Source organism: Dactylosporangium sp. NPDC049742 (assembly GCF_040674675.1).
Lineage (GTDB): Bacteria > Actinomycetota > Actinomycetes > Mycobacteriales > Micromonosporaceae > Dactylosporangium > Dactylosporangium maewongense.
In genome coordinates this window covers 243,041-257,245 of sequence record NZ_JBFANF010000004.1, presented here as the reverse complement: position 1 = coordinate 257,245, position 14,205 = coordinate 243,041, and the positions used below count along the sequence as shown (strand labels likewise).

Below are 14,205 nucleotides of genomic sequence, written 5' to 3'. Positions count from 1 at the left end.
TGGGCCCGGCGTGACCCGTGCGCGGAAGCGGGTGTCGTTCAGCCGCCTGATCTTCGGTGTGGTCGCGCTCATCGTGCTGGTCGGGGCGCTGCTGGCCGAGGCCTACGCCAACGCCGAGTTCCACCCCGACCACACCGCGAGACCCGGGGCGCACACCAAGGTCCCGGCCGAGGTCATCCACGGCGGCCCGATCATCGACACCCGTAACGGCACGGTGCGCTCCTACCGGCTGCCGGCCCGCACCATCGCCCTCATCTTCGACGACGGCCCGGACCCGGAGTGGACGCCGCGGGTCGTGGAGGTGCTGCGCCGGCACCACGTCAACGCCACGTTCTTCGTCGTCGGCTCCCAGGTGATCCGCCACTCGGACATCGTCGCCGGGCTGGCCCGCGACGGCGACGAGATCGGCATCCACACCTTCACGCACCCGCAGCTCGACCGCCTGCCACGGTGGCAGCGCGAGCTGGAGTACTCCCAGACCCAGCTCGCCGTCGTCCACGCCACCGGCACCAAGTCGGCGCTGCTGCGGCTGCCGTACTCCGCCAGCGCCAGCGCCATCGACAACACCGAGTGGCCGCTGATCCGGGAGGCCGGCGGGCTCGGCTACCTGACGATCATGGCGGACACGGACAGCCGGGACTGGAGCACGCCCGGCGTCGACGCGATCGTCGCCGGCGCGACCCCGCCGGGCGACTCGGGCGCGATCGTGCCCATGCACGACGGCGGCGGCGACCGCGCGCAGACCGTCGCGGCGCTGGACAAGTTCATCCCCCTCATGCAGCGGCGCGGCTACACCTTCACCACCGTGTCGCAGGGCCTGGCCCGCGCGCTCGCGGGGCAGGCGGTCGTCGAGGCGCCGGCGAGCGCGATCGACAAGCGGCGCGCGTTCGCCCTGGCGACGGCCGTCGTGCTGGCCGACTGGGTGACGGCCACCCTCCGCGTGCTGTTCCTGGCCGCCGGGCTGCTGACGATCGCCCGCACCGTGGCGCTGTTCCTGCTCGCGGGTCGGCACGCGCGGCGGCGGCGGGCCGCGTCGTGGCGGTGGGGCCCACCGGTGCTGCTGCCGGTCTCCGTGATCGTGCCGGCCTACAACGAGAAGGAGGGGATCGAGGCCGCGGTGCGGTCCCTGGCGGGCGGCGACCATCCCGGCGGGATCGAGGTGGTCGTCGTCGACGACGGCTCGACCGACGACACGGCGGCGCTGGTGGAGGCGTTGCAGATCCCCAACGTGCGGGTGGTCCGGATCCCCAACGGCGGCAAGCCGAACGCCCTCAACGTCGGCGTGGCCATGGCGCAGCACGACCTGATCGTCATGGTCGACGGTGACACCGTCTTCGAACCGGACGCGATCCGGCACCTGGTGCAGCCGTTCGCGGACCCCTCGGTCGGCGCGGTCGCGGGCAACGTCAAGGTCGGCAACCGCCGCTCGATCGTGGCCCGGTGGCAGCACATCGAGTACGTCATCGGGTTCAACCTGGACCGCCGGCTGTACGACATCCTGCGCTGCATGCCCACCATCCCGGGCGCGATCGGCGCCTTCCGCCGCGAGGCGCTGCAGGACATCGGCGGGATCAGCCACGACACCCTCGCCGAGGACACCGACGCCACCATGGCGCTGTGCCGCACCGGCTGGCGCGTCGTCTACGAGGAGCGGGCCCGCGCCTGGACCGAGGCCCCCGCCACCCTGCGGCAGCTGTGGTTGCAGCGCTACCGCTGGAGCTACGGCACCATGCAGGCGATGTGGAAGCACCGCCGATCGCTGGTGGACCGCGGCCCCTCCGGCCGGTTCGGCCGGATCGGCCTGCCCTTCATCGCGTTCTTCGGCATCGCGCTGCCATTGCTCGCCCCGCTCATCGACATCCTGCTCGTGTACGGCCTGTGCTTCTCCGGCTGGAAGGCCACCACCGGCGCCTGGCTCGTCATGTTCGCCCTGCAGGTCCTCACCGCCGTCGTCGCCTTCCGCCTGGACAAGGAGAAGCTCCGCGTCCTGTGGGTCCTGCCGCTGCAGCAGATCGTGTACCGCCAGCTCATGTACCTCGTGCTGCTGCAGTCCCTCGGCACGGCCCTCACCGGCGCCCGGCTCCGCTGGCACAAGCTGCACCGGGCAGGCTCCGCCGGCGCGTCCGCCCCGGCACCGTCGGCGGCGCCGCTCGCGGTGGTGCCGTCGCAGGCACAGCATCCGGAACGGCCCATCGGGCAGCTCGCCCGCCACGCGAAGGCCCGCGACTGATCCCACACGGTGCCGCCGTGCTGATCCGGGGAGGATCCCGTCATGGCAGAACTCAGATTCCCCGCTCCCGCGCTGACCGGCGATGTCGTGCGGCTGCGGGCCTGGCGTGACGAGGACGTGCCGGGCGTGGTGCGGGCGTTCGAGGATCCGGTGATGCGGCGGTTCTCGTGGCGGGACGAGCCGTTCACGGAGCCCGAGGCGCGGGACCAACTGGCCGGGCAGGAACTGGCGCGATCGGACGGCGACGCGCTGAGCCTGGCAGTGGTCGATGCCGGCGACGAGCGCGTGCTGCTCGGCGAGGTCGCGCTGCACGAGGTGCGGCCGACGCGGGGGAGCGCGGCGATCGGCTACTGGCTCGCACCCGCCGGCCGCGGCCGGGGCGCCGCGACGCAGGCGGTCCGGCTACTGGCCGGGTGGGCGTTCGCGGAGCTGCGGATCGCCCGGCTGGAGCTGACGTGCGGGCCTGACAACACGGCGTCGCAGCGGGTCGCGACCCGGTGCGGGTTCTCCCTCGAGGGGCTGCTGCGCTCCCACATGCCCTTCCGCGGCGGCCGCCGGGACAGCCTCATCTACAGCCTGCTGCCCGGCGAACTGACCTGATCCAGCTCGCACCCGGCGGCGGTCGTGCTCTGAGGGCGACCGGCTCCTGGACGAGGACGCCGAAGGCGAGCGGCCGCGGTCGCCGCCGAGCGGCTGCCGTGCCCGCGCGACGTTGTGGAGGCGGGCGTCGTCCACCCCCACGTCCGCCTTTTTCGCCGGGCGGGCAGCACATGTGGCGCCGCGGTGGCCGGACTTGGCAGCTCGGTGGAGTTGCCGTCGCCGGGGTTCGGCGGGACGCCCGGCCGAACATGCGGCGCGGCGGTGGCCGGACTCGGCAGCTCGATGGAGTCCCCGCCGGGGTCCGGCGGGACGCCCGGCCGAACATGTGGCGCGGCGGTGGCCGGACTTGGCAGCTCGGTGGAGTCCCCGCCGGGGTCCGGCGGGACGCCCGGCCGAACCGGCCCGACCCGGAAGGTCCGGCGCCGGCTGTGGCGGGGTGCGAGGCCGCCCGTCCACCGCGACCGGATTGCCCGGCCGCGGTGGTGGGGTCGACGGTCGGACGCTGTTCAGGTCATGGGGAGGCCCTGGGCGGCGATGGCGGCCTGGACGCGGCTGCGCAGGCCGAGCTTGGCCAGGACCCGGCTGACGTGGGTCTTCGCGGTGGCTTCGGCGATCCCGAGGCGGCTGCCGATCTCGGCGTTGGACAGCCCGTCGGCGAGGCAGCGCAGCACCTCCCGCTCCCGGTCGGTGAGCCCCGACAGATCGACCGGCGCAGCGGGCGGCCCGGCGAACGTGGCGATGACCCGACGCGTGACGGCCGGCGCCATGACACCGTCACCCCGCGCCACGGCCCGGACGGCGGCGAGCAGGTCGGCGGCCTCGGCATCCTTGAGCAGGAACCCGGCAGCCCCGGCCCGCAGCGCGCCGAACACGTACTCGTCCAGGTCGAACGTGGTCAGAATCAACACACCGGAAATCCCGAGCGCAACGAGCTCACGCGTCGCGGCGATGCCGTCGAGCCGCGGCATGCGCACATCGAGGACCACGACATCGGGGCGCAGCGCCGCGGCCATCTCCACCGCCTGCCGCCCGTCGACCGCCTCCCCGACGACGTCGAGATCAGGAGCGGACCCGAGGATGAGCACAAGCCCGGCCCGGACCGCACCCTGATCATCGGCCACGAGCACCCGCGTGGTCACGCCACCACCTCGGCCACGCTCCGACACCGTGCCGCCCCGATGCGCGCCCCAGCGTTGTGCTGCCGTTGGTTTGGTTGCGTTTCGGTGTTGTCATGGTCCGACGTACCGCCGATCCCACATGAGCGCCCGATGTGCTCCGGGTCGGTCGTTGCGGCGTCTCTGCGGTGTTCCGGTGCCAGGCCGCCCTGACGCGCTGCCGACGCCACGTGACCGCTCGGCCGCTGTGATCCGAGCCGGACGTGCGGCGATTCCGGGCTGCCTGGGAGAACCCACGACCGAATGACCCTCAGGCCCTGTCGGCGCCGCGCTGCAGATGAGCGGCCATGCTTGGTCATGTCGTCACCTCGGCTGAGGTTCCGGGGCCGGGTCGGCTCGGCGCGGTGCTGTCGACGAGGGACCGTCCCGTTCGGCGCTGGACGGCTCATGGTGTCACCTGCTTCGTGCGTCCGCTGGTGGGCTGACCCAGGACGGTGCTCCGGGCGGGTCATGCGTTCACCGTGCGGGGGAGGCGGGCGGAGACGAGCCAGCCGCCGGCGTGCGGGCCTGCGGACAGGGAGCCGCCGAGCAGCTCGGCGCGCTCGCGCATGCCGATGACGCCCGCCCCGGCGCCGGCCGCGTCGTCGTCCGCGGCGGGGCGGCCGTCGGGCTTCCCGGCCGGAGCGGCCGAAGGGGAGGCCACCGTGATGTCCACCGTGGACGGCAGGTAGGCGACCGACACGGACACCGGGCCGCCGGAGCCGTGCTTGAGGGCGTTGGTCAGGGACTCCTGCACGATGCGGTAGGCGGCCAGGTCCACCGAGGTCGGCAGGGCGGCCGGCTCGCCCCGTACAGACACCGCAACAGCCAATCCGGAACGCCGTGCGCGCCCGGCGAGGTCCTCGAGGTCGGCCAGGCCCGCCGTGACGTCCTCGGCCGCCGACCCGCCCGCGGGGTCGCGGAGGAACCCGACCAGCTGGCGCATCTCGGCCAGGCCGCTGACGCTGTTCTCCCGGATGACGCGCAGCGCCGCGCGGGTGCCGTCGGGGCCGAGGTCGGTGCTGAGCGCCGCCGTGGCGTGGATGGCGACGGCGCTGAGGTGGTTGGCGATGACGTCGTGCAGCTCGCGGGCCATGCGGGCGCGCTCGGCGGCGACGGCGTTGGTCCGGTCGAGCTCGGTGAGGCGCACCAGCTGCCGCGCGACGAACGCCTGCTCGCGGTGGTGGCGCACGTGCGTGCCGGTGAGCACGGGCACGACGGTGACCAGGGCGAGGAGCACGGCGAGGCCGAGCGCCCGCACGTCGCGGAACACGACGAGGGCGACGACGGCGGTGATCACGGAGCCGGCGACGGAGCAGGCGAGCAGCGCGCGGGCAAGGGACTGCCGGCCGTGCACGCAGGCGTCGTAGAGGACCTGCGTGTAGACCAGTGGGGTCGCCAGGGAAGGCCCGACGATCACGTCGGCGGTGACCGCGGCGGTGCCGACGAGGACCGACGCGACCGGAGCGGTGCGGCGCAGCAGGACGGCCCCGCAGCACACGACGAGCGGCGGCACCAGCCACCAGACGCCGAACCGCGCCTGATACTGCCCGGTCGCGAACATGAGGACGCCGGCGGCCAGCCCGACCAAGGCCAGCGCCACGTCAACCATCCGTCCCCGCATGCCTCGATTCCATCAAACAAGCGGCGCCGGCGGTATGCGACGAAGGATGTAGGCCCTGGGCCGTCTCAAGACCGATGCCAACGCGGCTGACAAGCGGAACGCTCAGGAGCATGGTCATCGGATTCATCATCGGTTGTGAGATCGCGTTCTGGATCGTGCTCGGTCTGGGGCTGCTGCTGCGGTACCCGTTGCGCCGCCCCACGGCAGGCGCCGTCGTGCTGGCGGGCGTGCCGCTGGTGGACCTCGCGCTGCTGGCCGCCTGCGCGGTCGACCTGCACAACGGCGCGACCGCCGGCTCGACGCACGCGCTCGCCGCGCTGTACCTCGGGTTCTCCCTCGCGTTCGCGCACACGGTGGTGCGCTGGGCGGACGTGCGGTTCGCGCACCGCTTCGCCGGTGGACCCGAGCCCGAGAAGCCGGCCAACCGGCGGGCGCACGAGTGGCGCCTGTTCGGTCTCGCGGCCATCGCATGGGCCGTGACCTGCGCATTACTCGCGGTCGGGATCTGGTGGATCGGCGACCCGGCGCGCACCGCCGCGCTGAAGAACGGCATGGGTCAGGTGTCGATGGTGCTCGTCATCTGGTTCGTTGTGGGCCCACTCTTGACTTCCAACACAAGCGGGCGTAAACAAAGCACAAGCAAAACGAAACGGCGGTGAAACAACACGATGTACGCCGAAGAACGGCAGCAGGAGATCCTCCGGATCGCCCGCGCGCAGGGCCGGGTCGAGGTCGCCGGCCTGGCCGACGAGCTCAACGTCACGACCGAGACGATCCGCCGCGACCTCACCATGCTGGAGCGGGCCGGCGTCCTGCGCCGGGTGCACGGCGGGGCGATCCCGGTCGAGCGGATCGGGTTCGAGCCCGCCCTGGCGACGCGCGACGCGGTCCTCATCGAGGAGAAGGAGCGCATCGCCAAGGTCGCGCTCGCCGAGGTGCCCGACGAGGGCGCCATCATCCTCGACGCCGGCACCACCACCGCCCGCCTGGCGCGGCTGCTGCCCGCCGACCGGGAGCTGACCGTCGTGGTCAACTCGCCGGTCATCGCCACCACCCTCGGGGTCCGCGCCAACCTCAACGTGCTGCTGCTCGGCGGCCGGGTCCGCGGCAAGACCCTCGCCACCGTCGACGACTGGTCGCTGCGGCCCCTCGCGGACCTCTACGTGGACGTGGCGTTCCTCGGCACGAACGGCATCTCCGTCGAGCGCGGCCTCACCACGCCCGACCCGGCCGAGGCGGCCGTCAAGCGGGCGATGATCCGGGCCGCCCGGCGCACCGTCCTGCTCGCCGACCACACCAAGCTCGGCAACGACTACCTGGCCCGGTTCGGTGAGCTCGCTGACCTGGACCTGCTCATCACCGACACCGTCGCCGACAACGACCTCGTCGGCGACCTGGAGGCCGCCGGCGTGAGAGTGACCCGGGCATGATCGTCACCGTCACCCTCAATCCGAGCCTCGACCGGGCCGTCGAGGTCGACGCGCTCACCCGCGGCGAGGTCATCCGTGCCACCGCCGCCCACCTCGACCCCGGCGGCAAGGGCGTCAACGTCTCCCGGGCGCTGCTCGCCAACGGCGTGCCGTCCGTCGCGGTGCTGCCGTGCGGCGGCGACGAGGGCGGGCAGCTCGTGCGGCTGCTGAAGGCGGAAGGCGTCGAGGTCCTCGCCGTCCCGATCACCGGCAGGACCCGGTCCAACATCACGCTCGCCGAGCCCGACGGCACCGTCACCAAGGTCAACGAGCCGGGCCCGGCGATGTTCCGCGCCGAGTTCGACGAGATCACCGACCGCGTCCTGACCCGCGCCGGCAGCGCCGACTGGGTCGTGCTGTGCGGCAGCGTCCCCCCGGGCCTGCCGGCCGACGCGTATGCCCAGCTGTGCCGCCGGCTGCGGTCCGCCGGCATCCGCGTCGCCGTCGACACCAGCGGCCCCGCCCTGCGCGAGGCCGCCTCGGCCGGGGCGACCCTGCTCAAACCCAACCGCGACGAGCTCGCCGAGGTCGTCGGCGCGCCCCTCGCCGCCCTCGGCGACGTGGTCGCGGCCTGCCAGCAGCTGCGCGCGTGGGGCGCGGACGCGGTCGTCGCCAGCCTCGGCGCCGACGGTGCCGTCCTCGTCGACGCCGAGGGGGTCGTCACCGGCACCTGCCCCGTCACGCGCCCGCGCAGCACCGTCGGCGCCGGCGACGCCCTGCTCGCCGGGTTCCTCGCCGCCGGCGCCCGCGGCGCCGCCGCGCTCGCCGAAGGCCTCGCCTGGGGCGCCGCCGCGGTCAGCCTCCCCGGCAGCCGGATGCCCGGCCCCGCCGACCTGATCCGCCACAACGTCACCATCCACCCCCAACCGGACCAGCTCCGCCCCCTGCTGCGCTCCGGCCCTCCCTCCTGAAGGAGAACCCCGTGTCGACCTACACCCCGCAGGTCCAAGGCGGTGGCTTCAAGGCCTCCGTGCAACGCGTGGGCGGCTACCTGGCCGCCATGGTCATGCCCAACATCGGCGCGTTCATCGCCTGGGGGCTGATCACGGCACTGTTCATCCCGACCGGCTGGCTGCCCAACGAGAAGCTCGCCGGGCTCGTCGGCCCGATGATCAGCGTGCTGCTGCCCGTGCTCATCGGCTACACCGGCGGCCGGCTCGTCCACGGGCAGCGCGGCGCGGTCGTCGGCGCGGTCGCCACCATGGGCCTCGTCATCGGGGCCGACGTCCCGATGTTCCTCGGCGCGATGCTCATCGGCCCGCTGACGGCGTACCTGCTGAAGCTGTTCGACGGCCTGGTGGAGAACCGGATCCGGCCCGGCTTCGAGATGCTGGTCGACAACTTCAGCGCCGGCATCATCGGCGGCGCGATGGCCATCGGCGGCGTGTACGGCATCGGCCCGGTCGTCGAGTGGCTCACCAAGCGCGCCGGCTCCGGCGTGGACTGGCTCGTCGACAAGGACCTGCTGCCGCTCACGTCGGTGCTGGTCGAGCCGGCGAAGGTGCTGTTCCTCAACAACGCCATCAACCACGGCGTGCTCGGCCCGCTCGGCGTCGCCGAGGCCGCCGACAAGGGCAAGTCGATCCTGTTCATGATCGAGTCGAACCCCGGCCCGGGCCTCGGCCTGCTGCTCGCGTTCATGCTCTTCGGCCCCCGCGCCCTGCGGCCCAGCGTCCCGGCCGCGATCATCGTGCAGTTCCTCGGCGGCATCCACGAGATCTACTTCCCGTACGTGCTGATGAAGCCGAAGCTGATCCTCGCCATGATCGCCGGTGGCGCCGCGGGCGTCGGCACCTTCATGGTCACCGGTGCCGGGCTCGTCGCCACCCCCGCACCCGGCAGCATCTTCGCCTACATGGCGGTCACGCCGAAGGGCGGCTACTTCGCGGTCCTGCTCGGCATCGTCATCTCCGCCGCAGTCACCTTCGCCGTCGCCTCCGTCCTGATGGGCTTCGGCCGGGGCGAACCGCCCGCCGACGCGGTCGACGACGACACGACCGCCGCCGCGGACGCGCTCTCCACCAGTGCACCATCACCAGCAGACGGATCGCCGCGCACAACCACGGCCCGCCAGGAGGTATAGCGCATGCCCACCATCAACGGCACCGCGATCAAGAAGGTCGTCGTCGCGTGCGACGCCGGCATGGGCAGCAGCGTCATGCTCGCCAGCACCCTGCGCCGGCAGCTGTCGAAGAGCGCCGTCACCGTCGAGCACACCCCGGTGAACCAGATCCCGGCCGACGCCGACGTGGTCATCTGCCACGCGGGCCTCGCCGCCCGGGCCCGGGTCAGCGCCCCCGACAAGGTGATCGTGCCCATCCAGGTGTTCATCGGCGACCCGGCGGTGACGAAGGTGGTCAATGCCGTCCAGCGCGGCGGTGAGCTCAGTGGTTGACCATTCGACTCAGCAGGCCGACCAGCCGGCCGGCCTGCTGACCAGCGACGCGATCCGGCTCCACGAGCGGGCCGGATCTCGGGACGAGGCGATCCGCCGCTGCGGCGCGGTGCTCGTCGAGGTCGGCGCCGTCGGCGAGCAGTACGTCGACGCCATGCTCGCCCGTGAGCGGAGCGTCTCCACGTACATCGGCGAGGGCGTCGCCATCCCGCACGGCACGCTGAACAGCAAGGAGAACGTGCGCCGCGACGCCCTGGCGGTGCTGCGCTTCCCCGACGGCGTCGACTGGGACGGCAACGACGTGCGCGTCTGCGTCGCCATCGCCGCCGCCGGGGACGGCCACGTCGACATCCTGGCCTCCCTGGCCGAGGTGCTCATGGACCCCGATCAAGCCGAAGCGCTGCGGGACGCGACGGATGCCGGCTTCGTACAACGCCTTCTTGCAAAGGAAAACCAGTGAAAGTCCTGACATTCCACGCCCCCGGCGACGTCCGCATCGAAGACGCGCCGGAGCCCACCCCGGGCCCCGCCGACGTGAAGATCCGCGTCCGGGCCTGCTCAACCTGCGGCACCGATGTAAAGATCTACAACCATGGACACCACCACATCGTGCCGCCGCGGGTCATGGGCCACGAGATCGCCGGCGAGGTCGTCGAGGTCGGCGCCGACGTCACCGGGTGGCAGGCCGGCGACCGCGTCCAGGTCATCGCGGCGATCCCGTGCGGTCGCTGCGGCGAGTGCACCCGCGGCCACATGACCGTCTGCTCCAACCAGGTGTCGATGGGGTACCACTTCGACGGCGGCTTCGCCGAGTACATGGTGGTGCCGCGCAACGTGCTCGACGTCGACGGCCTCAACCGCATCCCCGACGGCGTCAGCTACGCCGAGGCCTCCGTCGCCGAACCGCTCGCCTGCGTCCTCAACGGGCAGAACCTCGCCCGCGTCGGCGACGGCGACGACGTGGTCGTCGTCGGCTCCGGCCCGATCGGCTGCCTGCACGTCCGGCTCGCCCGCGCCCGCGGCGCCAAGCGGGTCTTCCTCGTCGACCTCAACCGGGAGCGCCTCGACCTCGCCGCCGACCTCGTCCGCCCCGACGCGGCGATCTGCGGCGCCGAGACCGACGTCGTCGACGCCGTCATGAAGCTCACCGAGGGCCGCGGCGCCGACGTCGTCATCACCGCCGCCGCGTCCGGTGCGGCCCAGGAGCAGGCGCTGCAGATGACCGCCCGGCAGGGCAGAATCAGCTTCTTCGGCGGCCTGCCGAAGGACAAGCCGGTCGTCTCCGTCGACTCCAACGTCGTGCACTACCGCGAGCTCACGATCGTCGGCGCCAACGGCTCCAGCCCCGAGCACAACAAGGAGGCGCTGCGGCTCATCGCCTCCGGTGCCGTGCCCGTCGCCGACCTCATCACCCACCGCCTGCCCCTCGCCGACGCCCTCGACGCCTTCGGCATCGTGGCCCGCGGCGAGGCGATCAAGGTCACCATCGAACCGTAGGAGGTGCTTGATGCCCACCCGGACCGTCCTCGTCGGCTCCGCCAGCGGCCTGCACGCGCGCCCCGCCGCGCTGTTCGTCGCCGCGGCCGCCAAACAGCCCGTGCCGGTCACCATCCGTACCGGCGAGAAGAAGGCCGTCCCGGCGCGCAGCATGCTCTCCGTGTTGTCGCTCGGGGCGAAGAAGGGCACCGAGGTGACCCTGGAGGCTGACGGCGACGGTGCGCAGGCCGCCGTCGACGCCCTGGCGGACCTCCTGGAGCGCGACCTGGACGCCGAAGATGGGTGAGCTGCGGGGCATCGGCGTCAGCCCCGGACGCGCCGCGGGGCCGGTCCACCGGCTGGCCCCGCCGCCCCCGCTGCCGCCCGCGCCGGCCGTGATCGACGCCGACGCGGAACGCGCGCGGGCCCGCGCCGCCGTCGCCGCCGTGTGCGCGGACCTGACCCGCCGCGCCGACCTGGCCAGCGACGCCACCGCCGCCGAGGTGCTGCGCGCGCAGGTGCTCATGGCCGGCGACGAGATGCTCCTCGAGGCGGTGGACGCCGCGGTCGACGGCGGCGCGGACGCACCGCACGCGTTCGCCGCCGCGCTCGCCGAGCACCGGGCGGCGTTCGAGGCGGCCGGGGGCTACCTCGCCGAACGCGTCAGCGACCTCGACGACATCCGCGACCGGCTGGTCGCCGCGTCCCTGGGGCTGTCGATGCCGGGGGTGCCGTCGCCCGGCCACCCGTTCATCCTGGTCGCCCGCGACCTGGCGCCCGCCGACACCGCCGGCCTGGACCCGGCCGTCGTGCTGGGCCTGATCACCGAGGAGGGCGGGCCGACCAGCCACACCGCGATTCTGGCCCGGACCCTGGGCATCCCCGCCGTGGTGCGCTGCGGTTCGATTCTGGAGATTTCGGATGGTGTACTGGTGAGCCTCGACGGCTCCAGTGGCGCCGTCGCACCCGGCATCTCGGAACTGTCCGCGCAGGCGGTCAACGACGCGCAGCGTGAGCTGCTGGCGCGGCGCTCCGCGTCCACCGGCCCGGGCGCGACGGCCGACGGCCACCCCGTGGCGCTGCTGGCCAACATCGGCTCAGCCCGCGACCTGGCCCCCTCCGTGGAAGGCGTCGGGCTCTTCCGCACCGAGCTGCTGTACCTCGACCGCACCGAGCCGCCCGCGTTCGCCGAGCAGGTCGCCGCCTACCAGGAGGTGTTCGCCGCGCTGCCCGGCCGCAAGGTCGTCGTGCGGACCCTCGACGCCGGCGCCGACAAGCCGCTGCCGTTCCTGCGCCTCGCCGACGAACCCAACCCGGCGCTGGGCATCCGCGGCCTGCGCGTCGCCCGCACGATACCGTCCGTCCTCGACACCCAGCTGTCCGCGATCGCCGCGGCCGCCGCGGCCACGTCCGCGGACGTCTGGGTCATGGCGCCGATGGTCGCCACGGCGGGGGAGGCGGCCGCGTTCGCTGCCTCGTGCCGCGAGCACGGGCTGCGCACGGCCGGCGTCATGATCGAGGTGCCCGCGGCGGCGCTGCGTGCGGGCGCCGTCCTGCGCGACGTCGACTTCCTCAGCATCGGGACGAACGACCTCAGCCAGTACACCTTCGCCGCCGACCGCATGTGCGGCGACCTCGCCGACCTGCTCGACCCGTGGCAGCCGGCCCTCATCTCGCTCATCGCCGCCTGCGCCGCCGCCGGCCGTGAAGCCGGCAAACCCGTCGGCGTCTGCGGTGAGTCGGCCGCCGACCCCGACTTCGCCCTGGTGCTGGTCGGTCTCGGCATCACCAGCCTGTCGATGGCGGCGCGCAGCATCCCCGCAGTGCGGGAGGCGCTGGCGGCCCACACGTACGACGAGTGTGTCCAGTTCGCCAAGGCCGCCCTCGCCGCCGACACCCCGACCGGCGCGCGGGCCGCCGTCCGCCCCTGACCTCCGGGCCGCCGGCTCTGCTTCGGTCGGCGGCCTCGCTTCGGTCGGCGGTCTCGCTTCGTGCGGCGGTCTCGCTTCGTGCGGCGGTCTCGCTTCGGTCGGCAGGCCCCCGCTTCGGTCGGTAGCCTCGCTTCGGTCGGTGGTCTCGTGGAAGATCCGCACGCCCGGCCGACACGGACGGTTGACAGGCATGAGATCGTTGCCAACGTGTTACTCGAACCGCTTGCAGAAGTCGAAGAGCTGACCGACTACAGCGTCCTCCGGACGTTCCTGGCGCCGTGCCTGCTCGTCGCGGCCTCGGTCCTGGCCCTCGCCGGGATCACCGTCGCCGCCGGCAACCGCCTGTCGGCCACCCCTCCGCCGTGCACCAGGGTCACGGCCCAGCCGGCCAGGTCGGCCTGCCCCTGACCGTGACCGCTGGTGCTGCCGGGCGGCGCCTCAGGTCCGTTCCTGGCCGGCGTCGCCGTCGGAGGCCCTGGTCAGGAAGACAATGTCCAGATCGCTGATCCGGTCAGGGTCGGTGACGAAGGCGATGGCGGAGATCCGGCCGTCGGTGATGGTGAAGTCGAAGACGGCCTTCGGCAGGCCGCGGTGCGACCAGACGGCCGCCGGCACGCCGTCGACGAGCGCGAGCCGGGCCGCCTGCGCCCGGCCCGAGAAGAGCGCGGCCACCGCGTGCGCGCCGGCGGCGTCGCCGGAGACGGCGTCCGGGTGCAGCAGCTCGAGCAGCGCGGCGAAGTCGCCGTTGCGGGAGGCGGCGAGGAACGCGTCGACGATCTCCCGCCGCCGGGACTGCGCGGCGTCCGACGCGGCCGCGGCGCCCTGCACCCTCCGCCGCGCCCGGCTGGCGAGCTGCCGCGCCGCCGCCGGCGACCGGTCGATGACGGGAGCGATCTCGTCGAACGACACGGCGAACACGTCATGCAGCACGAACGCGAGCCGCTCCGCGGGCGTCAGCGTGTCCAGCACGACCATGAGCGCCACCCCGACCGAGTCGGCCAGCAGCGCCTCGCCCTCGGGGTCCACGGGTGGCACCGTGGCGGTGGCCGGCTCGGGTGGCAGCGCGCCGGCCGGGTCCTCGCGCCGGGCCTTGCGGGCCTCCAGCATGTTGAGGCACACCCTGGCGACGACCGTCGTCAGCCACCCGGCCGGGTTCTCCACCTGGCCGGTGTCCGCCCGGCTGACCCGCAGCCAGGCCTCCTGCACCGCGTCCTCGGCCTCGGCCGACGAGCCGAGCATCCGGAACGCCACCGAGTGCAGGCGGCTCTGGTGCTCGGTGAACCGCTCGCTCACCCAATCTTTTCCGATCATCCGTCACATTCCTCC

15 protein-coding genes are annotated in these 14,205 nt (G+C 73.3%); 12 read left to right on the top strand and 3 right to left on the bottom strand.

All coding sequences use genetic code 11. The annotated features are described in order from the left end of the window. The first annotated feature begins 10 nt into the window (after positions 1-10). Together AB0J72_RS08130 and AB0J72_RS08125 are read left to right on the top strand one after the other, a co-directional pair. Positions 11-2,230 (top strand): bifunctional polysaccharide deacetylase/glycosyltransferase family 2 protein, encoded by a 2,220-nt coding sequence (locus AB0J72_RS08130; protein WP_363395987.1) that lies wholly within the window; start codon positions 11-13, stop codon positions 2,228-2,230. 42 nt (positions 2,231-2,272) lie between these two features. Beyond that, positions 2,273-2,830: a GNAT family protein gene (locus AB0J72_RS08125; protein ID WP_363395984.1), complete on the top strand. Its 558-nt coding sequence runs from the start codon at positions 2,273-2,275 to the stop codon at positions 2,828-2,830. 506 nt (positions 2,831-3,336) lie between these two features. Here AB0J72_RS08125 and AB0J72_RS08120 read toward each other — a convergent pair. Both AB0J72_RS08120 and AB0J72_RS08115 read right to left on the bottom strand, forming a co-directional pair. Continuing rightward, on the bottom strand, positions 3,337-3,969 hold the full coding sequence (locus AB0J72_RS08120; RefSeq protein WP_363395981.1) for a response regulator transcription factor: 633 nt from the start codon (positions 3,967-3,969) through the stop codon (positions 3,337-3,339). 484 nt (positions 3,970-4,453) lie between these two features. Then, positions 4,454-5,587 (bottom strand): histidine kinase, encoded by a 1,134-nt coding sequence (locus tag AB0J72_RS08115; RefSeq protein ID WP_363395978.1) that lies wholly within the window; start codon positions 5,585-5,587, stop codon positions 4,454-4,456. A 95-nt stretch (positions 5,588-5,682) separates the two neighbouring features. On the opposite strand from AB0J72_RS08115, the gene AB0J72_RS08110 reads away from it, so the two are divergent. From AB0J72_RS08110 to AB0J72_RS08065, 10 genes are all read left to right on the top strand, one after another. Next, positions 5,683-6,267, top strand: coding sequence for a hypothetical protein (locus AB0J72_RS08110; RefSeq protein WP_363395975.1), 585 nt, complete (start codon positions 5,683-5,685; stop codon positions 6,265-6,267). Positions 6,268-6,276: 9 nt separating this feature from the next. Then, a complete protein-coding gene (locus tag AB0J72_RS08105) occupies positions 6,277-7,038 on the top strand; it encodes a DeoR/GlpR family DNA-binding transcription regulator (protein WP_363395972.1) in 762 nt (253 codons plus the stop codon). Continuing rightward, positions 7,035-7,988, top strand: coding sequence for a 1-phosphofructokinase (pfkB, locus tag AB0J72_RS08100; RefSeq protein WP_363395969.1), 954 nt, complete (start codon positions 7,035-7,037; stop codon positions 7,986-7,988). Before AB0J72_RS08105 ends, pfkB begins: the two co-directional genes overlap by 4 nt. A gap of 11 nt (positions 7,989-7,999) precedes the next feature. Next, on the top strand, positions 8,000-9,160 hold the full coding sequence (locus AB0J72_RS08095) for a PTS mannitol transporter subunit IICB (RefSeq protein WP_363395966.1): 1,161 nt from the start codon (positions 8,000-8,002) through the stop codon (positions 9,158-9,160). Positions 9,161-9,163: 3 nt separating this feature from the next. Further along, positions 9,164-9,472 carry a PTS lactose transporter subunit IIB gene (locus AB0J72_RS08090; RefSeq protein WP_360560557.1) on the top strand — a complete coding sequence of 103 codons (309 nt, stop codon included), beginning with the start codon at positions 9,164-9,166 and terminating at the stop codon, positions 9,470-9,472. Beyond that, positions 9,465-9,932, top strand: a complete 468-nt coding sequence (locus AB0J72_RS08085) for a PTS sugar transporter subunit IIA (protein ID WP_363395963.1) — start codon at positions 9,465-9,467, stop codon at positions 9,930-9,932. The genes AB0J72_RS08090 and AB0J72_RS08085 overlap by 8 nt, the downstream gene beginning before the upstream one ends. Then, entirely contained in the window at positions 9,929-10,969 is a 1,041-nt protein-coding gene (locus tag AB0J72_RS08080; RefSeq protein WP_363395960.1) for a zinc-dependent dehydrogenase, read from the top strand. The genes AB0J72_RS08085 and AB0J72_RS08080 overlap by 4 nt, the downstream gene beginning before the upstream one ends. Before the next feature lie 10 nt (positions 10,970-10,979). Next, positions 10,980-11,255 (top strand): HPr family phosphocarrier protein, encoded by a 276-nt coding sequence (locus AB0J72_RS08075; protein WP_344507684.1) that lies wholly within the window; start codon positions 10,980-10,982, stop codon positions 11,253-11,255. Continuing rightward, positions 11,248-12,879 (top strand): phosphoenolpyruvate--protein phosphotransferase, encoded by a 1,632-nt coding sequence (ptsP, locus tag AB0J72_RS08070; protein ID WP_363395957.1) that lies wholly within the window; start codon positions 11,248-11,250, stop codon positions 12,877-12,879. The genes AB0J72_RS08075 and ptsP overlap by 8 nt, the downstream gene beginning before the upstream one ends. Positions 12,880-13,086: 207 nt before the next feature. After that, a complete protein-coding gene (locus AB0J72_RS08065) occupies positions 13,087-13,287 on the top strand; it encodes a hypothetical protein (protein ID WP_363395954.1) in 201 nt (66 codons plus the stop codon). A gap of 30 nt (positions 13,288-13,317) precedes the next feature. On the opposite strand, the gene AB0J72_RS08060 is transcribed toward AB0J72_RS08065, so the two are convergent. Beyond that, positions 13,318-14,172 carry a sigma-70 family RNA polymerase sigma factor gene (locus AB0J72_RS08060; protein ID WP_363395951.1) on the bottom strand — a complete coding sequence of 285 codons (855 nt, stop codon included), beginning with the start codon at positions 14,170-14,172 and terminating at the stop codon, positions 13,318-13,320. Between the last annotated feature and the right edge of the window lie 33 nt (positions 14,173-14,205).